Genomic DNA, 18,361 nt, shown 5'->3' on the forward strand with positions numbered 1-18,361 from the left:
GTGTTGATTTTCCAGAAAAAATACTTTCTACCAAGTAGACAAACAAGGTGTGATAAGGAATTCCTTTTTCCTTCTTCATATTAGACAAACGAGCAATCTTTTCAAATTCAAATCGCTGAAAACTTTTGGCAATTGAATGTTGAATAAATGACTTTTCTTGGTTGTTTCGTGTTATAATATTCATGGCATGAACACTCCTTGATCGTTATGGTTTGGTACTTTAATTATATCAAGTTTTGAGTGTTTCATGCTTTTTTTATTCCCCTTGAATGTTGGTGAGGTAAGGGGAAACGTGGGGTTTTGGTGTTTCAAGTTTTAGTTTATTACATTTTGAAAAGCCTCAACTACATTGCCGATTAACATTCCTATATCTGCGTTCGCATTTCCAAGCCCTGCCATCAAGTTGCCAATTGATGATTGTAACCCTTGAATAGAACCTCCAATCGTTTCTGTCGCCTCTTTGGCAGTCGTTCCTGTAATGCCCATTTGTGTTTGAATGGCATGGATTGCCTCAGTGACATCAGCGAAATTAGATAGGTCGTATTTCTTGCCTGTGATTTTCTCGGCATCAGCGAGTAATCGTTCCATTTCCGTTTTTGTTCCACCGTAGCCTAACTTCAAATTGTCTAGCATTCCATAATTTTGTTTGGCAAACCCTTGATAAGCGTTCTGAATAGAAGTAATATCTGTTCCCATTTTATTGGCATTGTCACTCATGTCTGTAATGGCTTGATCCGCCACACCAGCAGCTTTTTTCGTATCTCCGTCAAGAGAGGCGATTAAACTTGCAGAGAAACCTGTGACGGTTTCCATGTATTCATTTGCGGACATTCCTGCGGTTTTAAACGCATTATCGGCTGACTTTTGAACGGTTTTTGAGGCATCACCAAAAAGAGTATCGACTCCTCCAACTAACTGTTCATAGTCAGAGTAAGCAGAAACCACTTCTTTGCCAAGTTTGACTGCAACAGCTCCTGCCGCTACGGCAAATGCACCCATTGTGACACCCACACCTTTTAAGACACCGCCTAACTTATCAAATTTTGAACCAGATTTTTCTGCCTCATCTGCGGTATCTTTCAGCTCGTTGCCTAATTTATCCGTTTGCTTGGTAGCATCTTCTTCCTCAGTCCCCATTGACTCAATCGCTTTTTCGTTACTAGCTACTTCTCGCTCCATACTGTTGAGCTGAGCTTTGGCATTGTTGAGCTGAATCGCCCAGTTCTGGGTTCGCTTGTCATTTTCGCCAAAACTGTCACTTGCGTTTTTCAAGGCATTTTGAAGTGTCGCAATCTTTTCTTTTTGTGTGTCTATGGACTTGTTTAAAACTTCATTACGTGAAGAAAGTGCGTGAATACTCTTATCGTTCTTATCGAATTCAGAAGATACGAGTTTCATCTCACTACCTAGGACTTTGAAACTCTGATTGATGTCACGAAGGCTGTTCTTAAACTCACGTTCTCCTTCAATACCGATTTTTAGACCGAAATTGTCTGACATGACCTCACCTCACTTTCTGTTTTAGGGTATGAAAAAAGCACTTAGCTTAATTGCTAAATGCTCTAATTCCTTATTCTTCTGTCGCTTGAAAATCTTTCAGTAATCTTGCTTCAATATCTTCTACGCTTGGTAGTTTATCCACATACTCATCTGGCAATACTTCAGTAATGGAATACTCTGCTAACCCGATGGGTGAATGAATGTTTTTCAACGCATACTCTGCCATGAGTTTATCTTTATTTTTACAAAGTAGAATACCAATCGTAGGATTGTCTCCTTCTCGTCTCATTTCTCCATCTACTGCATTTACATAAAAATTTAATTTCCCTGCAAATTCTGGTTTAAAATCAACTGCTTTTAGTTCAACGACTACATAACAGCGAAGTTCGAGATGGTAAAACAACAAGTCCAGATAAAAATCATTTTCTCCAACGTGAATCGGATATTGTTGCCCTACAAATGAAAAGCCACTGCCAAGCTCCAATAAGAATTGTGTTACATTTTGAACCAATTCGTTTTCGATCACTCTCTCTAAAGCACCTTTTCTTACTGCTACAAAATCAAATACATAAGGGTCTTTTATGATATCTTGTGCTAAAGTATTTTGTGGATTTTCCAAGGTTACATCAAAATTTGTAATCTTGGGAGCTTGTGTTTGACGATGGTAGACATCTGTTTCAATTTGATGTTGCAATACTCTAAATGACCAATTTTCTTTTTTAATTTGTTCTATATACCATTTGCGTTCCTCTACACTCTCAATTTTTAGCAATTCTAAATTGTGTGACCAACTAATTTGTGCAGACACTGTTTGCACAAATTCTAAATCTGGATAGACACTTGCAAATTTTGCCATGTTTTTCAGATTCCTCACAGAAAAACCAACAATTTTAGGAAACTCTCTTTTTATATCAAATGCAAGTGTATCAATAAATTTATTCCCCCAAGATTTCTTTTCATTGATTACTTTCCCAATGTTCCAATAAAGCAAGATCAGCTCTGAATTGGCATTTTTTGCAACGCGATATTGAGTTTCATGCACCTTGGTTTTAATCGTAGCAAGCAGTTCAATATATTCCTTATTATCTACCAGCATATCTTTTTCGCTCATTTTCTTCCAACCTCTAATTTTGTCTATTTTTTTCTATAAGTATACCATAATTTAGACTCCACTTGTCAGTACTTCATCAATAAACAGCTCCACTTTAGGCTTAGCCACACCTGTGTATTGCTTATGACACTCCCACAAATCAAGAAAAAGTCCAAGCGGACAGAACCAAAAATCATCTGGTGTCATCCCCATTTGAACCGTTCCATAATAATACAGGCGAGTAAATGTTTCTTCATCACTTACTCGCCGTCCTTGTTTTTTCCTGAATCCTCACTTTCAATCACTCGGTTTGTGCCTTTAAACATAGCCTCTGTGATCGCTTCTTTGTAATTCGCCAAATCAAGTGGTGAAGTTAAAAGTTCCACATACTCAGTCGTGAGTTCTTCTCGTTTCTCCTTGTGTTTCAGATTATGAATCTTGATAGATTGATTGGCGAGTAAGGTAATCAACCAAACAATCTCATCTAGTGCCAACTCAAAGTTCTCTGATTTTAGAAGTTTATCACCCAAATGATCGAGTCCATCATAATGAGCAGCGATTTCTTTAGTCGCTTTGGTGGTCAAAATTAAATCAAATTCTTCCTCCCCTAATTGAATCGTACTTGTTCGTTCCTCAATCATTGCTTAGTCCTCCTCGAAATTTGGTTCGTAAACATTGGAATACCACCCAGAAATCATTGCCTGAGAAACATCTAAATCTCCCTCATCTACCTCTGCTTTCCATGGGTGTTTGCCTTGACCGTCTAATTTCTTTCTTCGCATCACTGTTCCCTCAATCGTTGGGGTTGAAAACGTAATGCTGTCGCCTTTGGTCGCTAGACTGCTACTTGGCACGGCAAATTTCACACGGTAGAGCCACACATATTTGTATTGTCCTTTTGATTTTTTGGCACGAAAGCCAATCGCAACAGGTGTACCTCCGTCTTCACTTGACGAAACCAAGACACCGTTTGAGTCAACGACTGCTCCTGTTAATACTGCTGCCACACTGCGACCGATATTGTCCACTCCAAGGGATAACGTTCCATTCTTAAATTCTTTGACCACTTCACTCGCACCGTCATCTGCGTAAAGTGTTGCCTCGGCTAATTCGACTGACAATTCTGCCGAGATTGCTTTGGCAAGTAACACAGGTGTGCCGTATATTTCGTCACCTGTTGCCAGTGACTCTGTAATTGATGCATAGTAAAGTTTGTCCAATCCTACTGTTGCCATATTGTTTCCTCCATTTCATAATGCTTTGCGACATCTATTGCCACATGAAAATAGTTTGTTTCTTTCTCAAAACCAACAAAGAATCTTTCCGTAATCGTGAAATTTGCTCCAAGTAAGGCTTGAGTGATCGGTTTCTTTATTGCTAAATAGTTCCCTTTGGTGAACAATGAAATGCGAACCTCATTGACATCAATCGTAGGCAAGTTGTCACCAAAGATTTCAAATTGGTCTGAAAGTGGTGTCAGCACGGAATAAGTATTCGGAGCTGAGTCACTAAACTCTCCTGTTTCAACTGGGATGTTGAGGTTAACAAGTAAGCTGTTTAGTTCTTCTAAAATCAAATGTTCTCCACCTCACTTTCTAGTTTCGCTTTCATGGTTTCAATACAGTTTTTTCTTGATTGTGCCTTGGCAGGTTTTAAAAAAGGTTTCGGTGCTTGACTGTGACGTCCGTACTCGAGAATATTGGCTATCTTGGCATTTGATTCCCCGTCACTTCTTGGTTCATCAAAACCGACTTTGATATTCCAATTGCCGTCTTTATCTTGACGTGCCTGTGATATACCGAGTGCTTTCTCAAGTTCTCCTGTCGACCGACTTTCAAACTTGGTATTTACTCCAACAACAGCTGAAAGATTGGTTCTCACTTTGTTTTCAACCACTTCTGCACCACTTTCTAATACTCTCGGTATGATTTCGTCCGTTTTGCTCGCTAGTTTAGACACCTTCATCAAGAAGTCCTCTGGCATTTTCATCATTGCTTTAGCCATTTGTACTCCCCTCTACTTTCGTGGTCAGCACCTCAAGATACATTCCTCGATTTCTGACGTTTTCAACAGAGAGAATTTGATACCTGTCGTTGTCTGAGAGAATTACCATTTCCGTTGTGACTGGAAAACTTGGAATCACTCGAAAACGAAATAAGCAAGTTGCTGAACTAAAGGTTGCTAGATTGACCCACTTCTCTGTGGCATTCTTTTCTTCCTTGTAAGCTCGAGTGCTTGCTAGGACTTCATCTTGTTTCGTCACAAATCCTGCACTGTCTTTATGATTACTCGTTTTTACAATTTGAATCCGCTGCTTCATTTTCCCAAAACTCATACTTGCCACCGCCTATCTAGTCGGAGTAATAAATTCACCGTGTACCAAACTTGACTACTCGCATTGACATTATCCGAAAAGAATCCAGCCGTTGCCCCGTCACGACTTTCATAGAAGTGACTCGCAAGCATGATAATCGCTTGTTCAGTCGTGGCTGGAATTTCATTTTCCAAATAATAATCTTCCGTTAAATGTTGGTAGCTTTCAGCGTAAGAAAGAGCCGTTAGAATCAATCGTTCTAACAGCTCATCATCTTCATCATGATCGAGTATGAGATTAGCTTTGACTTTTTCAAGTAATTCGGTCATAACAACCTCCTTTGATAAAAAAGCACCTCGTCAATAATAACTAAATGCTCAAAAAATCTATCGCTTTTTTATATTTTTCTATACGTTTATAATCTGTTTCCGTTATTTTTTTCAATCTTGATAGGTCAGAATTATGTCTTAAATCAGCCAACTTGACTATTCGGCTTATTGAATTGCTTTTTACATCTTCCAAATATTCAAAGTACGGTTGCCCTTTTTTCTTTGTTAATAGCTCAACTGCTTTGACAACATTTTCTGGAATCCCTTTATTCAGCAACTCTTCCGCAGTGATTGCTGTATCTTCTAGAACATCATGAAGATAAGCAGTTGCTTTTTCTTCATCAGTTGAGACAAAACTTGCAACTGTTTTAGGATGTTCAATATAATCAACACCCGCTTTGTCCTCCTGTCCTTGATGTGCTTCAGTAGCAATCTGCAAAGCTAATTCAGAAATTATTAACTCCATTATGACACCACCCCTCATTGATTTCCATACTATTATTCTACCACAAATAGCTTTTTATGAACCACTTCCTGATGCTTTCATTTTCAAAATTTGAACAGCTTCAGGCAAGATTAATTTGCCGTCTACCCGTTCTTTCGCCAAAAATGCCACCATACCGTTTCCTGCAAACAATTCTCGCAACTGGTCAAAACTACGCACCCCACGGTCGCCAATGTTGTAGTAAGAGAAATCTCCAAAAGCAATGACAGGTGTTCCTGCAGAAACAGTCGGTACAAATGGCGAGGTATACACAGGATAACCAAACAAGCGATCAGGCTCTCCAGCTTGTACGGCAGGTTGCCATAGGTATGCCCCGTTCCCGTCCTTTAATTTACGAAGTAAGGCAATCGTTTGGTCATTCATGATGAATACTGCATTTTTACGATAAGGTCGTTTCAAAGCATACACCAAGTTAATGATTTCATCCGCCGTAATCGAACTTTGCGTATTGGTCGTTACTGCCACTTGGCCACCACCTGTTGGAGCAAAAATACCAAGTGGCTTTCCTACACCGTCTCCATTTAGGAAGGCATTTTCTTCTGCATTCGCAAGAGCTTTGGCAAACTGGTCTAAGATATAATTTTCCAGATTAAAGGCATTATCATAAAGCAACTCATCAGTAATTTTAATCGCCACATGAAGTTTGTGGGCATCAAGTAAAATTTGTTCGAAAGTGGCTTCCCCAAAAGATAAATTCCCTCCTTCTTCAATCCAAGAGGCGGCTGGTGTAGTCGCTGCAATATTGATTTTGTGTTCACCAGAAGTTGTAATCTTCGTTCCGAGTTGACGCAGGATATTTTCTTCGGTTAATCCTTGAATCAAACGACTATCATATTCTTCTGGAACGAGATAACCACCCGCTGTATCGACTCCTTCTTGAAGGACATTTGAAATCTGTTTGAAATTCGAGCGAAGTGCTGTTAAAACTGCATTCTTGTATTCGTTAGAGGCACGTCCTGTTTTCATTTCTTCTTGTTTGTTTTCTGTCATAGGTGCTGACGTTAACGGATTCGAAGTTGGTTTACTCATTTCTTGTTCCATAGACTCCATGCTACGCATTCGTTCAATCTCTTTCGTAAAATTCGTCACTTTTCGCTCCATTTTTTCATAGGTTTTCGCATCCTCTTCAGACATCAAACCGTCTTTATCTTGTTTCGCTTCCACAAATGCTTTTGCACCTTCCCAAGCCATTTTGCGTTTTTCCATTAATTCTTGAATTTTGTTCATGTCTTAGTTCCTCCAATTTTTTATTAGTTCTAGCCGACTCATGAATGTTTCAGCTTTTATAGTGTTGTTTGATACTTCTTTTGCAGGTTCAATCTTACATTTTTCCGCAATCTTCTCCATGAGGTTATTGGTAATCGCAACTTCTGAATAGGCACAATTGTTGACTGGAATATCTGTGTCTATTCCTCCTATAATCTCATCCGCAAATCCCAACTCAACTGCTTTGTGTGCATCCATCCACGTTTCTGCATCCATCATGTGAGCCAATTGAACTCTGGAACAATTCGCTCTCGTTTCATATGCATTGATGATGCTTTCCTTGACTTCATCAAGCATGGCGATTGCCTTTTGCATATCCACCTTTTCGCCAAAGGCAACCGTTGAGGGATTGTGACTCATCATCATGGCAACAGGAGACATCAATATTTTCGTGCCAGCCATTGCGATAACAGAGGCCGCCGATGCTGCAATCCCATCAATCTTGACCGTCACCTCCCCTTTGTACTCCCTCAACATATTGTAAATACTCGCTGCCGCAACACAATCCCCACCTCCAGAATTAATCCAAACGGTAATATTCCCACTCCCTGAATGAAGTTCTTCTTTAAATTGTTTGGGTGTCACGTCATCGTCAAACCATGATTGCTCAGCGATTTGCCCATTGAGATAGAGAGTTCGCTCTAGGACTTCCTCGTTCAAGTCTTGATTCAGAACCCTCCGATTCTTCCACTTCCAAAATTTCGTCATTTTCTTCCTCACTTTCTTTCGTATTCGCAAAAGCTCCTGCATCTTTTAATGGGAGCATATTGCCATTGATTAAATAGAGATTTCCACCCTCTTCATCAGAGATACGGTCAAGATTTTCTAACTCTCTGATGTCGTTTGCACTCATCCAGCCATTCTGTCTTCCTGTAGCATAACCATTCATACGACTTTGGTAATCTCCCCTAAGCAAACCGTCTACATTGAACTTGATAAAGTATTCTTTCTTTTCATCAGGAGTAAGCAGTGCTTTTGTCATGGCTTGTTCCCAACGTGTCACCCAAGGGTCAAGTGTGTACTTTACAAACTCAAGGGACTGTTGTTCAATATTCGAAAAGCTCGACTTCTCCAAGTCACCAACCATGTGTGGTGGAACTCGGAAAATTCGAGCGATTTCATTGATTTGAAATTTCCGTGTTTCTAAAAACTGTGCTTGCTCAGGGGAAATGGAAATCGGTGTATACTTCATTCCCTCTTCTAAAACTGCTACCTTGGCTGCATTGGAACTTCCTCCAAAGGTTGCATTCCAAGATTCTCTGATTCTAATGGGGTCTTTCAAAGTGCCTGGATGTTCTAAAACACCACCTGGGTTTGCACCATTCGCAAAGAACTTTGAACCATATTCTTCTGTCGCAATCGCAAGTCCAATTGCATTTTTCGCCATAGCAATCGGAGAATATCCGACTAATCCGTCAAAGCCAAGTCCTAGGATATGCAAAACCTCAGTTTTGGGAAGTTTGACTTGTTTGCCATTCTCAACGGTATACAAGTAATAAATCTCTTTTTGTTCATCACGATGTACTTGTATTCGCTCTGGTTGTAATGGATAAAGTGCCACGACTTCCCCTTTTCCGTTTCGGATAATCTGTGCATAAGCATTTCCCCATAAAAGCAAATGAGTCATAAGCGTTTCTCTGAATACAAATGAGGTCATCTCACTATTCGGTTCATCATGAAGTAAAAAATAAAGCGGATGTTCCAGAGCTTTCTCTTTCCCACCGCCTTTTTGGTATTGATAAAAATGTAAGGGCAAGCCTGCGACCGCTTCAGCTAAAATGCGAACACAGGAATAAACAGCCGTCATCTGCATAGAACTTTGTTCTGTGACGACTTTCCCAGCCGTTGTTTGACCGAATAGAAATCTGGTCGGTGATGTGAGTGATTGGTTTGTTGGTTTCTCTCTTGATCGGAAGAACGATTTTAAAATACTCATGTTCCACTCTCCAACTCTTCTATTCTTGTTTGTAATTGTGCGATTGTTGTGGTTAAATCATTTAATCGATTGTCTACATAAAACTTTGGCACCAATTGATGACTTTTCGTGAGATTCGTCTCTTCCAAAGTTGCCGTTATTTCTGGTATCTCCATAAACGTTTTGATTCCTGCAATTTCTTGATTCTTATACGTCAACAAACCTGAAAATTCTTTTGTTGCCTCTGGAAGTTTCAAAAAAAGACATCTTGGAAAGTAACCCCCACTATACGTTCGTGCTATGTCGCCTGCACTATTGATTCGAGGAATGACAAGGACAACTTCGTCCGTTCGATATAAATCTGTCCCTGTTTTGTTGTTGCAGTAAATATAAGCTCTCTCTGTTTGGCTTGTGACATAATTTCTTGTCGCATTATACACAGGTTCTTTCTCAGATTCCGAGCCTGTGTTCTTACTTCCTAGAAAGGTTGTCCCAGAATTATTCAAAGTCGCCATGCCTGATGTCCACCCTTTTCCAGTAGGTGCTTTCTGGTACTCATTGAAATCAGGTAGTGGTGGCACCTCCTCTTTCCTCAGCATATTTTGTTCCAAGTCCAAAATGAAATCTGCGACTGCTTTGAAGTTGTTCAATTCTTCTGGTGCGTTCGCTACCAATTGGGCAAATACAGTATCCAACATCTCTCTTGTCGCAAAGCTTGAGAAATCCATGTTTTCTAAAGCAGTCGTTACTGCCAACAACTGTTCTATGTCCTGTTTGATTGCTTGAACATCCCCCTCTTTTTCTATCAATCGAGCGGAGAATGTAAACAGTTCTGTTTCGAGATAATCTTTTAACGCCACAAATTCTTTGCCAAATTGCCCATATAGAACTTCTTCTAGTTTTGGCAACGTGTCATCTCCTAATGACTTCGCCATTTTGAAAACAAATTGCCCTACGTCCACTTGCCCATGGGCATCTTGTAAAATCGGACTCACGGAAATTTTCCCAACATACCCGCTCCACTCAGGAGGGAGTTCAACAGTTAAATACTCTTTTTCATTGATTGTTTCCACATTCAAGTCCAAAACCGTCATAGGAATCTCACCCACTTGAAACACAAAGATAACTTTTTTATCCGTTAGCGTGGTGTAGTCCATTTCCTCTCCGTTGTTCGTTAAATCGAATACCAACTTTGGCGAATGAATGTCCTTTGAGAAAAAAACAGCATTCAATTCTTTGACTCGTTTTTGTTGAGAAGAAATATCCGCCTCAATCAATGTGTCTTTATTTACATTCGTCATTCTTTCACTCCTCTCTTAAAAACTCAACAAGCCTCTATCATCATACACACTCGCACCCGTATCATTCCCACAGCGGATAGCACGGTCGAGTGCCATAATGGTCGCAATTGCCCCATCAATCTTCTCGGTTGATTTTTCTTTATCGGCTTTGATGTTTCCTGCAGGATCCGTTCGGATGAAAATATTATCCATGTTCCAACGAAGAACTGGATGAGCCCCATGAGCAATTTTCTGCTCAAGGGTTAATTTCATCAACTCTTTTGTTGGCGGACTCATGTCCTTGAACCCTTGTCCGAATGGCACGACAGTAAATCCCATACCTTCGAGGTTCTGCACCATTTGAACAGCACCCCAACGGTCAAAGGCAATTTCTCTGATGTTGTACTTTTTCCCTAGTTCCTCGATAAAGGTTTCAATGAATCCGTAGTGGACGACATTCCCCTCGGTGGTTTTCAGCCAACCTTGTTTTTCCCACAAATCGTAGGGAACGTGGTCACGTTTCACCCTTAAGTCAAGCGTGTCCTCTGGTATCCAGAAATAAGGTAGGACGACAAACTTATCGTCCTCATCAAGTGGTGGAAAGACCAAAACAAAAGACGTAATGTCGGTTGTGCTTGAAAGGTCAAGACCACCATAACAGACTCGACCTTTAAGAGATTTCTCGTCCACTTTGAACCCACACACGTCCCACTTATCCATGGGCATCCACCGAATAGCTTGTTTGACCCATTGGTTCAAGCGAAGCTGTCGGAATGAATTTTCCTCCGCAGGATTTTGTTTTGCGGACTCACAAGCTGTTTTGACCTTATCAATTCCAACGGTAATCCCAAGGGAGGGATTGGCTTTCTTCCAAACTTTCGGATCCGTCCAATCGTCCGACTCATTTGCCCCATAGATTACAGGATAAAAAGTCGGGTCATGCTTACGACCGTCAATAATATCAAGTGCTTTTTGATGTGTTTCATAACAAATAGAATTGGTATCTGTCCCCGCAGTTGTAATCAAGAAATACAGTGGTTGAGTTCTCGCGTCACCTGAACCTTTTGTCATCACATCAAATAATTTTCGGTTAGGCTGAGTATGTAACTCATCAAAGACAACTCCGTGAATATTAAACCCGTGCTTACTGTATGCCTCAGCTGACAAGACCTGATAAAAGCTATTGGTTGGTTTAAATACAATTCGTTTCTGTGAGGCAAGGATTTTTACTCGCTTATTGAGTGCTGGACACATTCGCACCATGTCAGATGCCACTTCAAATACGATCGAGGCTTGTTGCCTGTCAGCTGCACAGCCATAAACCTCAGCACGTTCTTCTCCATCACCACAAGTCAAAAGTAAAGCAACCGCAGCCGCAAGTTCTGATTTGCCCATTTTCTTTGGGATTTCAATGTAAGCCGTATTGAACTGCCGATAACCATTGGATTTCACTATGCCAAATAAATCTCGAATGATTTGTTCTTGCCAATCAAGAAGTTCAAATGGTTTGCCAGCCCACGTGCCTTTGGTATGGCTCAGACATTCGATAAAGTTCACGGCATAATCTGCCAAATCTTTATTGTACTTTGACGTCTTAGCTTTGAACTTAATCGGTTTATATTTCTTCAAAGGCAACCGCACCACTCCTTTCTCTCTGTACTAAAAAAGACCGCCTAAGCAGTCATTCAAAACGTTTATTCCTCACCTGTCATGATAAAGCGAATATATTCTTTCTTGTGTTCCTCGATAAAAATCACGAGGTCAAAGAAGTTTTGTTCGTGGGCTAATCGTTGTACCGCTAAGGTATCTAGCATATTTGTTAATCCTAAATCTCGAATCGCTAGAATTTGTTCCTTAATTCTTGGAGTCATTTTGCCCGTCCTTTCTGCCTTGTTCGTAAGCAGCGATTAATGCTTCCTCAAGACTCCACACAGCAATGTCAAGGAAGTCCTCACGATCACTGTTGTGTGCTTTCAAGTCGCCACGTTCAGACAAACCATAGATGTGTTTCTTGGCAATATTGTAAATCTTGCGTTTGCTCACTGTCATTGTCAGAACTCCTTTCTCACTCGAATCCTATCCCAGTTATTTTCGCTTGGGTAAAAGTCCACCCAGACCAAGTCATGGTTCAAGACCATGTCCGAAATGTACTGCCAGGCATCATTGTAGGTTTCAAACTTTTCAACGTTCCCATTTTGGAAAACCAATTTAAAAGTTTTCTTAGGCTTGATGATTCGTACCATGTCCTCTCCGTACAACACGTTCAGACTTGATCCGTTATCCCATTGAACAAGTAGCGAACCAATGTCGTCTATGCCTATCACTGTGCCTTGTGTGCCCTTTGGTGGGGCGTAAGGGTCGCTCATGGAAATGAGTTCCACCCTTGTGCCTTCTGGGTAATTTTCTTTCAAGCGTTCAATTGTTTCACGATTGGGTATCATTTTGATGTCCTCCTTTGCTTCTTTGTTCATTACATATATCACTCTAAAGGACTTTTATATCAAGTGATTAGCCAATTTTTAATGGTTTTAGTTGATACAATCTTCGCTCGAAAACACATCTTCATACTTTAACGTTTGACCATCACGGATAACTCGAACAGATTCGGCTGAGCCAACTTGCTCAATGTAGCGATTCACAATCACGTCCACAAACTTCTCATCAAGTTCAATCGTGTGGCAAATACGATTCGTCTGCTCACAGGCAATCAAGGTCGAACCACTGCCTCCGAATGGATCAAGCACGATACAGTTGCTCATACTTGAATTGGTGATCGGGTACGCAAGCAACGAAATAGGTTTCATTGTTGGGTGATCGCCATTTTTCTTAGGCTTATCAAACTCCCAAATGGTTGATTCTTTTCGACCTGTGTACCACTGGTGCTTGCCTTTCTTCTTCCAGCCATAGAGGACTGGTTCATGTTGCCACTGATAAGGTGAGCGACCAAGGACGAGACTTTGTTTTTTCCAAATACAAGTACCTGAAAGATAGAATCCTGCACCCACAAATGCTTTACGGAAATTCAATCCCTCAGTATCCGCATGGAATACATAGATGCTGGCATCATCTGACATGGCTTTCTCCATACAAGAAAAAGCATTAAATAGAAAACTATAAAATGCCTCATTGTTCATGTTATCACTTTTTATTTTACCAACAGATCCTTCGTAATTTACATTATACGGAGGGTCTGTCACGGTAAGATTGGCAAGTTTTCCGTCCATCAGAACGTCATAGGTTTCTTGTTTGGTGCTATCCCCACAGACCAAACGGTGATTACCTAATAACCACAAATCTCCCGTTTTCGAGAATGTGGGTTTATTGAGTTCTGTATCCACATCAAAATCATCTTCTTGAACTTCTGCATCACCGTTTAATAACTGGTCAAGTTCCGCTGTATCAAATCCAAGCAAGTCTAAATCGAAGTTAGCACCTTGTAAGTCAGATAACTCGATTGAGAGCATTTCATCGTCCCACCCTGCGTTCATGGCGAGTTTGTTATCAGCAATGGTATACGCTCGTTTCTGTGCTTCCGTTAGATGCTCCACAAAGATACATGGAACTTCAACGATTCCTTCTTCCTTTGCCGCAGCAATTCTGCCATGTCCAGCAATTACATTGAAATCTTTATCAATCAAGCAGGGATTGATAAAGCCAAATTCACGTAACGAAGAACGCAGTTGAAGGATTTGCTCTTTGCTATGAGTTCGAGAATTCCTCGCATAAGGAATCAGTTTTTCAATAGCTACTTTTTCAAAACGTTCAATTGTCGTTGGCATCAGAACAACCCCCATTCAGCTAATTTTTCAAAACCGCCAAGTTGATTCACGTAATCACGAGCAATCTCTACAATTTCCGAGTAAGGTTTGCCGTCAATCTCTAAATCGCCAATGGCACAAGACAACTCGACAGTTTCTCTTGTTTTTTGAGCTTTTAGAAACGCATAGATGTTGACTGCTACATCAGCTTTCGATAAATCTTTGCCGTGCAAACCACCACCTGTAATGGAGTCTGCCATATCTGAACCAAGTTTTCGATTGGTTGCACCCGTATCAACCTCTGTGCCACCTGTCCAATCTCCTAGCGGATTGATTTGAGCAGTAGGATAGAATTTTTTCAAGTCATTTGTTTTCGCATGACTTTGACAAATAATCAATTTCTCTCCATTAAGAATGTACTTCCCGTCAAATGGATAGATTTTGTAAAGTTCTCGTGCAATTCTTGACAGTTCCTTTTGTTCATCTGTGAGTGGTATTCCTTTAAAAATGCCATTATCTCCACAGCGAAATTGTCTTGCTTGATTGTGAGCGAGTTCTTTATCTTGTGGCACGATAACAATATCTTTTTTTATTTCCCCTGCAATTCGATTGATTGCATTTTTGATGTCATTGCAATTTAAAACAGCTGAAGTTTCAATAATCACATGACACTTGCCATGCCCGATTAAAACCTCAACTGCTATTTTGGGATTCTTTTCTTCTTGGTAAGCCAAGTCCACGATTGCTCCAGCAATGCGGTCAGCTTGCTTGTCTGGGTGCATCGGATTAACCTTCTCTATCATAATTTCTAATTTCCTTTCCTCGAACGGAGCAACCGCTCCATTGCATCATCATTTGGACTGCCTTCAAAATCTGTCGTGCAGTTTTGTTTCACAATATCGAAAATCTCATACCAGAGAAGATTCGCTTGCTTTTGAAAATTTTGGCTCATGGTCACAAACGGACTCGTCACGACTCCTCCTGTTGTCGGGTGTTTCCCGAGCAGACCATATTGACTGACGGCTTGTTCACACTGAATGTACCGAGCAAAGGCTTGAGCATAACTTTCAAGAACCCGAGGACTGACAAGTTTCTCGCAACCTCGTTCTTTGAGCCATAGCCAAGTCTCACGAAACAGTTCATCCGCTCCCAAGGTTGTTCCGTCCTTTGGTTTGGCAGAAAGGTATTCACTTGGGTCAGGCATATCCATTCCCTCAAGGTCAGTCCCTTCACCAATATCCCCACCGACCAATAAAGTCTCAGGTTCAAATTCATGGATTTCGATTCGTTTGCCAGATTTCCCAGTTGCTAATTTATCTGCTAGAGGCATTGCTTTAGAACCTGCCTTCGCACGTCTACCGCCTCTGTTTGTACCATCTCTTGCGATTATTCTCGCCTCCTTTTTTCCGAGGGGGTTAATAGGGTGTTTGAATTGAACTTTTTGTGCGTGAAAGCCTAGCGCGCTGTTCATTTCGAGTGAGCCTAGAGATAATGACCGCCCCTCCCCTTGTTATTTTTTACATGATTGTTTTATCTTTTGTGTTCATTCGTGTCATGTGGATTCGTGAATGGCAGGACTTACACACACTCATCAAATTTGAAAAGTCATGCGTGCCACCTTCACTTAGTTCTTTGATGTGATGGACAATCTCGGTTGGTGTGTTCCGCCCTTCTGCCTGACACATCTCACACAAAGGATGAGCCGCCACGTATCTTGCCCTTATTTTTTTCCAAGCTCTGCCGTAACGTTTGTTGGTCTCCGGATCACGTTCATACTTCTCGTAACGTTTCCTTGCAAGTGTTCTATGCTCTTCGCAATAGGTATCATGCGTAAGGCGCGGACAACCAGAGTACTTACAGGGTTTAGCTGGTGAACGGGGCATAGCTCTCACTTCCTTTCTGTGCAAAGCAAAAGCCCTCAAGGATTGCTCCTCAAAGGCTTATGTTTTTATTCGGATACTTCGATTGCTGATATTGCGTGAGTATCTTTTTTCATTTTTTGCTATCTTAATAATACCATACTTTTTTAGTCTTATTTCGTCTCATTTAGTCGCAAACCGTGTCATCTTTTTAAATTAGAATTGGTTCTTCTGGTAAATGAACTAAAGACAAGGCTTTTGAATGCCATCTTAAAATGGTACTTCTATCTGCATGAAGAACTCTTGCAATCTCCTCCCAAGTCCAACCATGAACATAACGATAAGACAACACCAAATTGTGGTCTACATTTTCTAGCTCGTCAATCATGATAGACATTTGCTCTTTCAAATCAACAAACTTATCCACTTGCTGATTTATCTTTTCTTCTTGTCGCCAAACTTTTTCAAGCACTCTCACAAAATGCGGTTCTCTTTGCTTTGTGCCACTTAAAATACGTTCCTCGTAAGAAACAGTTTGCGTACATTTAGCTAAGGCTTTCAATTCCTCCAATTTTAACAATTCTTGATCAATTCTTTTATCTAAGCGATAGGCTTGTTTCAAATATTCCTTTGGTGTCATCTAACCTCCTCCAATCTAGCTTTGACCGCCTCTATTAAACAATCTTGCGTTTTCTCTTTTACTTTCAATGCTTTTAACACATCTTCATCCATTGTGTCTTTTGCGACAATATGATGAATCACGACCGTTTCATTCTGTCCTTGCCTGTAAAGTCGTGCATTGGTTTGTTGGTACAATTCCAGACTCCATGTTAAGCCAAACCAAATGAGTGTTGAACCACCTGCTTGTAAATTCAGTCCATGTCCTGCACTCGCTGGATGAATGACGGCAATCTCAGTCTTTCCTTGATTCCATTCTTCAATGTCATCATTTGTCTTGATTTGCCGTACCTTGAAACGCTCTTGCATTCGTTTCAAATCATGTTGAAACCAATAGGCAATCAAGACAGGTTTGCCATTCGCACTTTCAATCAGTTCTTCCAAAGCCTCAAGTTTCTGGTCGTGAATTTTGACAAACTCTTTTGACTCGTCATAGACAGCTCCATTTGCCATTTGTAACAATTTGTTGGAAAGACTTGCGGCATTCACGGCATCAATTTCTTTTCCCTCCAAAGACAAAATCATTTCTTGTTTTAAGGTATCATAGTGCTTGCGTTCTTCCTCGGACAACTTCACTTCTACATCATTCATCACAAGCTCTGGCATTTTCAAATATTCACTGGATTTCATCGAAATCGTAATGTCTGAAATTTTGTCATAGATAGCTTGTTCAGCACCTTCTTTTAGCTTGTAGGTAAAAATCATGTGTTGATTGCGTTTATCAGGCAAGAAGTATTTTTCTCGGTAATGGCTGATATATCGACCTAATCGCTCACCCATATCCAACAAACGAAATTGGGCGAATAAATCCATTAAGCCATTGCTACTAGGTGTTCCAGTAAGTCCAACGATTCTTGAAACAAGTGGTCGAACTTTCATCAATGCTTTAAAACGTTTCGACTGAAAACTTTTAAAACTGGATAACTCATCAATCACAATCATGTCAAAATCAAAGGGAATACCACTCTTATTAACCAACCAATCTACGTTCTCACGATTGATGAGATAAAGATGTGCGGGTTGCTTGAGTGCCTCTTTTCGTTGTTTGGGCGTGCCACGGATTTTGGAAATCGTCAAATCGTTTAGGTGTTCCCATTTTTTCACTTCTTCTGGCCATGTATGAAACGCCACTCTGAGAGGCGCAATGATTAAGACTTTCTTGACTTCAAAGTCATCAAACATCAAGTCGTGAATGGCTGTGAGCGTTGTGACCGTCTTGCCCAATCCCATGTCCAACAGAAGCGCTGAGGTTTTGTGTGCCTTGATATGTTGTATCGCATATTTTTGATACTCATGCGGATTGAATTTCATTCAAAATTCCTCCAATCTGCTCTATTTCGTCCAAAACAAAGCACCAAAATCCTAAATTTGTCAGTTGTTTCATCCGATACACTTGCAAAGGACGTGGTTTCTTTTTCTGTGCTTTCACTTCCACAAACCCAATCTTGCCATTGGGTAAAAGTACCACTCTGTCTGGAATACCTGCCATACTCGGAGAGGTCAACTTTAAACAAATTCCTCCAATTGCTTTTGTTGCTTGAACAAGCTGTTGTTCCACTTGCTTTTCTCTCATAGCCATACCGTCAAATATTGGAAGTACGCATCACGCAAGACTTCCAGATGTCCGTCATTGGGATAGTGTTTCATCAAATAGTTGATTTGTTGGGCATACCCTTTTCTCCAAGGGTACTTTCCCTCGTTTGAGGCGAACTCGTAGAACACGTCAAATCTACTGTCCCTTGTGCCATTCCCGATTTCTAGCCATTGTTTAAATTTCATTTTGGTTTCCTCCGTTTTTTCAAAAGGTGCTGAACGGTGTTAAGTCTTTCTATAACTTATATATAGGTTAATAATTATTACTCTATAG

The 18,361-nt window shown here is 40.6% G+C and carries 26 protein-coding genes and 1 pseudogene; all 27 read right to left on the bottom strand.

Features of this window, described 5'->3' with window-relative positions; all coding sequences use genetic code 11:
• On the bottom strand, positions 1 to 184 hold a 184-nt coding region (locus tag B5D30_RS09295), incomplete at its 3' end, for a hypothetical protein (protein ID WP_200806723.1).
• Positions 185 to 321: 137 nt separating this feature from the next.
• Positions 322 to 1,500, bottom strand: a pseudogene (locus tag B5D30_RS09300) (phage tail protein); the annotation flags it as partial.
• 70 nt (positions 1,501 to 1,570) lie between these two features.
• Positions 1,571 to 2,611: a PDDEXK nuclease domain-containing protein gene (locus B5D30_RS09305; RefSeq protein WP_200806724.1), complete on the bottom strand. Its 1,041-nt coding sequence runs from the start codon at positions 2,609 to 2,611 to the stop codon at positions 1,571 to 1,573.
• A 51-nt stretch (positions 2,612 to 2,662) separates the two neighbouring features.
• Positions 2,663 to 2,803, bottom strand: coding sequence for a hypothetical protein (locus tag B5D30_RS13970; protein WP_200806725.1), 141 nt, complete (start codon positions 2,801 to 2,803; stop codon positions 2,663 to 2,665).
• A gap of 47 nt (positions 2,804 to 2,850) precedes the next feature.
• A complete protein-coding gene (locus B5D30_RS09310; RefSeq protein WP_078807800.1) occupies positions 2,851 to 3,231 on the bottom strand; it encodes a hypothetical protein in 381 nt (126 codons plus the stop codon).
• Between the two features lie 3 nt (positions 3,232 to 3,234).
• Positions 3,235 to 3,825: a major tail protein gene (locus B5D30_RS09315; protein ID WP_078807801.1), complete on the bottom strand. Its 591-nt coding sequence runs from the start codon at positions 3,823 to 3,825 to the stop codon at positions 3,235 to 3,237.
• A complete protein-coding gene (locus B5D30_RS09320; RefSeq protein WP_078807802.1) occupies positions 3,813 to 4,166 on the bottom strand; it encodes a hypothetical protein in 354 nt (117 codons plus the stop codon). Before B5D30_RS09320 ends, B5D30_RS09315 begins: the two co-directional genes overlap by 13 nt.
• Positions 4,163 to 4,594 carry an HK97-gp10 family putative phage morphogenesis protein gene (locus B5D30_RS09325; protein WP_078807803.1) on the bottom strand — a complete coding sequence of 144 codons (432 nt, stop codon included), beginning with the start codon at positions 4,592 to 4,594 and terminating at the stop codon, positions 4,163 to 4,165. Before B5D30_RS09325 ends, B5D30_RS09320 begins: the two co-directional genes overlap by 4 nt.
• Positions 4,587 to 4,925, bottom strand: coding sequence for a head-tail adaptor protein (locus B5D30_RS09330; protein WP_078807804.1), 339 nt, complete (start codon positions 4,923 to 4,925; stop codon positions 4,587 to 4,589). Before B5D30_RS09330 ends, B5D30_RS09325 begins: the two co-directional genes overlap by 8 nt.
• Positions 4,922 to 5,233, bottom strand: coding sequence for a head-tail connector protein (locus tag B5D30_RS09335; protein ID WP_078807805.1), 312 nt, complete (start codon positions 5,231 to 5,233; stop codon positions 4,922 to 4,924). The genes B5D30_RS09330 and B5D30_RS09335 overlap by 4 nt, the downstream gene beginning before the upstream one ends.
• Before the next feature lie 40 nt (positions 5,234 to 5,273).
• Positions 5,274 to 5,699: an HD domain-containing protein gene (locus tag B5D30_RS09340; protein WP_078807806.1), complete on the bottom strand. Its 426-nt coding sequence runs from the start codon at positions 5,697 to 5,699 to the stop codon at positions 5,274 to 5,276.
• Positions 5,700 to 5,753: 54 nt separating this feature from the next.
• Positions 5,754 to 6,965, bottom strand: coding sequence for a phage major capsid protein (locus B5D30_RS09345; protein ID WP_078807807.1), 1,212 nt, complete (start codon positions 6,963 to 6,965; stop codon positions 5,754 to 5,756).
• Positions 6,966 to 6,968: 3 nt separating this feature from the next.
• Positions 6,969 to 7,712, bottom strand: coding sequence for a head maturation protease, ClpP-related (locus B5D30_RS09350; protein WP_078807808.1), 744 nt, complete (start codon positions 7,710 to 7,712; stop codon positions 6,969 to 6,971).
• Entirely contained in the window at positions 7,612 to 8,940 is a 1,329-nt protein-coding gene (locus B5D30_RS09355) for a phage portal protein (RefSeq protein WP_078807809.1), read from the bottom strand. The genes B5D30_RS09350 and B5D30_RS09355 overlap by 101 nt, the downstream gene beginning before the upstream one ends.
• Positions 8,937 to 10,220 carry a BppU family phage baseplate upper protein gene (locus tag B5D30_RS09360; protein WP_078807810.1) on the bottom strand — a complete coding sequence of 428 codons (1,284 nt, stop codon included), beginning with the start codon at positions 10,218 to 10,220 and terminating at the stop codon, positions 8,937 to 8,939. Before B5D30_RS09360 ends, B5D30_RS09355 begins: the two co-directional genes overlap by 4 nt.
• Positions 10,221 to 10,235: 15 nt before the next feature.
• On the bottom strand, positions 10,236 to 11,828 hold the full coding sequence (locus tag B5D30_RS09365) for a terminase large subunit (RefSeq protein WP_144399557.1): 1,593 nt from the start codon (positions 11,826 to 11,828) through the stop codon (positions 10,236 to 10,238).
• Between the two features lie 65 nt (positions 11,829 to 11,893).
• The gene (locus tag B5D30_RS09370; RefSeq protein WP_078807812.1) at positions 11,894 to 12,070 is read right to left on the bottom strand and encodes a DUF5049 domain-containing protein; all 177 of its coding nucleotides are present in this window, start codon (positions 12,068 to 12,070) and stop codon (positions 11,894 to 11,896) included.
• Positions 12,054 to 12,248 (bottom strand): DUF6900 domain-containing protein, encoded by a 195-nt coding sequence (locus B5D30_RS09375; protein WP_078807813.1) that lies wholly within the window; start codon positions 12,246 to 12,248, stop codon positions 12,054 to 12,056. The genes B5D30_RS09370 and B5D30_RS09375 overlap by 17 nt, the downstream gene beginning before the upstream one ends.
• A gap of 2 nt (positions 12,249 to 12,250) precedes the next feature.
• Positions 12,251 to 12,670, bottom strand: coding sequence for a DUF4314 domain-containing protein (locus tag B5D30_RS09380; RefSeq protein ID WP_234984650.1), 420 nt, complete (start codon positions 12,668 to 12,670; stop codon positions 12,251 to 12,253).
• A gap of 57 nt (positions 12,671 to 12,727) precedes the next feature.
• Complete coding sequence (locus tag B5D30_RS09385) at positions 12,728 to 13,978, bottom strand: site-specific DNA-methyltransferase (protein ID WP_078807815.1); 1,251 nt, start codon at positions 13,976 to 13,978, stop codon at positions 12,728 to 12,730.
• Positions 13,978 to 14,760 carry an S-adenosylmethionine synthetase N-terminal domain-containing protein gene (locus tag B5D30_RS09390; RefSeq protein ID WP_078807816.1) on the bottom strand — a complete coding sequence of 261 codons (783 nt, stop codon included), beginning with the start codon at positions 14,758 to 14,760 and terminating at the stop codon, positions 13,978 to 13,980. The genes B5D30_RS09385 and B5D30_RS09390 overlap by 1 nt, the downstream gene beginning before the upstream one ends.
• A gap of 5 nt (positions 14,761 to 14,765) precedes the next feature.
• Positions 14,766 to 15,428: a P27 family phage terminase small subunit gene (locus tag B5D30_RS09395; RefSeq protein ID WP_456107107.1), complete on the bottom strand. Its 663-nt coding sequence runs from the start codon at positions 15,426 to 15,428 to the stop codon at positions 14,766 to 14,768.
• A 46-nt stretch (positions 15,429 to 15,474) separates the two neighbouring features.
• Positions 15,475 to 15,840: an HNH endonuclease gene (locus tag B5D30_RS09400; RefSeq protein ID WP_078807854.1), complete on the bottom strand. Its 366-nt coding sequence runs from the start codon at positions 15,838 to 15,840 to the stop codon at positions 15,475 to 15,477.
• Positions 15,841 to 16,027: 187 nt separating this feature from the next.
• The gene (locus B5D30_RS09405) at positions 16,028 to 16,456 is read right to left on the bottom strand and encodes a DUF1492 domain-containing protein (RefSeq protein WP_078807817.1); all 429 of its coding nucleotides are present in this window, start codon (positions 16,454 to 16,456) and stop codon (positions 16,028 to 16,030) included.
• Positions 16,453 to 17,805 carry a DEAD/DEAH box helicase gene (locus B5D30_RS09410; protein WP_078807818.1) on the bottom strand — a complete coding sequence of 451 codons (1,353 nt, stop codon included), beginning with the start codon at positions 17,803 to 17,805 and terminating at the stop codon, positions 16,453 to 16,455. The genes B5D30_RS09405 and B5D30_RS09410 overlap by 4 nt, the downstream gene beginning before the upstream one ends.
• The gene (locus tag B5D30_RS09415; protein WP_078807819.1) at positions 17,786 to 18,067 is read right to left on the bottom strand and encodes a VRR-NUC domain-containing protein; all 282 of its coding nucleotides are present in this window, start codon (positions 18,065 to 18,067) and stop codon (positions 17,786 to 17,788) included. Before B5D30_RS09415 ends, B5D30_RS09410 begins: the two co-directional genes overlap by 20 nt.
• Positions 18,064 to 18,273, bottom strand: a complete 210-nt coding sequence (locus tag B5D30_RS09420; protein WP_078807820.1) for a hypothetical protein — start codon at positions 18,271 to 18,273, stop codon at positions 18,064 to 18,066. The genes B5D30_RS09415 and B5D30_RS09420 overlap by 4 nt, the downstream gene beginning before the upstream one ends.
• Between the last annotated feature and the right edge of the window lie 88 nt (positions 18,274 to 18,361).

The organism is Pilibacter termitis, from assembly GCF_900167335.1.
In the GTDB taxonomy this organism is placed as follows: domain Bacteria; phylum Bacillota; class Bacilli; order Lactobacillales; family Streptococcaceae; genus Pilibacter; species Pilibacter termitis.

Coding starts and splice junctions, on each gene's coding strand:
- B5D30_RS09305 (WP_200806724.1), bottom strand. CDS start 2,611: ATGAGCGAAAAAGATATGCTGGTAGATAATAAGGAATATATTGAACTG.
- B5D30_RS13970 (WP_200806725.1), bottom strand. CDS start 2,803: ATGGGGATGACACCAGATGATTTTTGGTTCTGTCCGCTTGGACTTTTT.
- B5D30_RS09310 (WP_078807800.1), bottom strand. CDS start 3,231: ATGATTGAGGAACGAACAAGTACGATTCAATTAGGGGAGGAAGAATTT.
- B5D30_RS09315 (WP_078807801.1), bottom strand. CDS start 3,825: ATGGCAACAGTAGGATTGGACAAACTTTACTATGCATCAATTACAGAG.
- B5D30_RS09325 (WP_078807803.1), bottom strand. CDS start 4,594: ATGGCTAAAGCAATGATGAAAATGCCAGAGGACTTCTTGATGAAGGTG.
- B5D30_RS09330 (WP_078807804.1), bottom strand. CDS start 4,925: ATGAGTTTTGGGAAAATGAAGCAGCGGATTCAAATTGTAAAAACGAGT.
- B5D30_RS09335 (WP_078807805.1), bottom strand. CDS start 5,233: ATGACCGAATTACTTGAAAAAGTCAAAGCTAATCTCATACTCGATCAT.
- B5D30_RS09340 (WP_078807806.1), bottom strand. CDS start 5,699: ATGGAGTTAATAATTTCTGAATTAGCTTTGCAGATTGCTACTGAAGCA.
- B5D30_RS09345 (WP_078807807.1), bottom strand. CDS start 6,965: ATGAACAAAATTCAAGAATTAATGGAAAAACGCAAAATGGCTTGGGAA.
- B5D30_RS09350 (WP_078807808.1), bottom strand. CDS start 7,712: ATGACGAAATTTTGGAAGTGGAAGAATCGGAGGGTTCTGAATCAAGAC.
- B5D30_RS09355 (WP_078807809.1), bottom strand. CDS start 8,940: ATGAGTATTTTAAAATCGTTCTTCCGATCAAGAGAGAAACCAACAAAC.
- B5D30_RS09360 (WP_078807810.1), bottom strand. CDS start 10,220: ATGACGAATGTAAATAAAGACACATTGATTGAGGCGGATATTTCTTCT.
- B5D30_RS09370 (WP_078807812.1), bottom strand. CDS start 12,070: ATGACTCCAAGAATTAAGGAACAAATTCTAGCGATTCGAGATTTAGGA.
- B5D30_RS09375 (WP_078807813.1), bottom strand. CDS start 12,248: ATGACAGTGAGCAAACGCAAGATTTACAATATTGCCAAGAAACACATC.
- B5D30_RS09380 (WP_234984650.1), bottom strand. CDS start 12,670: ATGAACAAAGAAGCAAAGGAGGACATCAAAATGATACCCAATCGTGAA.
- B5D30_RS09385 (WP_078807815.1), bottom strand. CDS start 13,978: ATGCCAACGACAATTGAACGTTTTGAAAAAGTAGCTATTGAAAAACTG.
- B5D30_RS09390 (WP_078807816.1), bottom strand. CDS start 14,760: ATGATAGAGAAGGTTAATCCGATGCACCCAGACAAGCAAGCTGACCGC.
- B5D30_RS09395 (WP_456107107.1), bottom strand. CDS start 15,428: ATGAACAGCGCGCTAGGCTTTCACGCACAAAAAGTTCAATTCAAACAC.
- B5D30_RS09400 (WP_078807854.1), bottom strand. CDS start 15,840: ATGCCCCGTTCACCAGCTAAACCCTGTAAGTACTCTGGTTGTCCGCGC.
- B5D30_RS09405 (WP_078807817.1), bottom strand. CDS start 16,456: ATGACACCAAAGGAATATTTGAAACAAGCCTATCGCTTAGATAAAAGA.
- B5D30_RS09410 (WP_078807818.1), bottom strand. CDS start 17,805: ATGAAATTCAATCCGCATGAGTATCAAAAATATGCGATACAACATATC.
- B5D30_RS09415 (WP_078807819.1), bottom strand. CDS start 18,067: ATGAGAGAAAAGCAAGTGGAACAACAGCTTGTTCAAGCAACAAAAGCA.
- B5D30_RS09420 (WP_078807820.1), bottom strand. CDS start 18,273: ATGAAATTTAAACAATGGCTAGAAATCGGGAATGGCACAAGGGACAGT.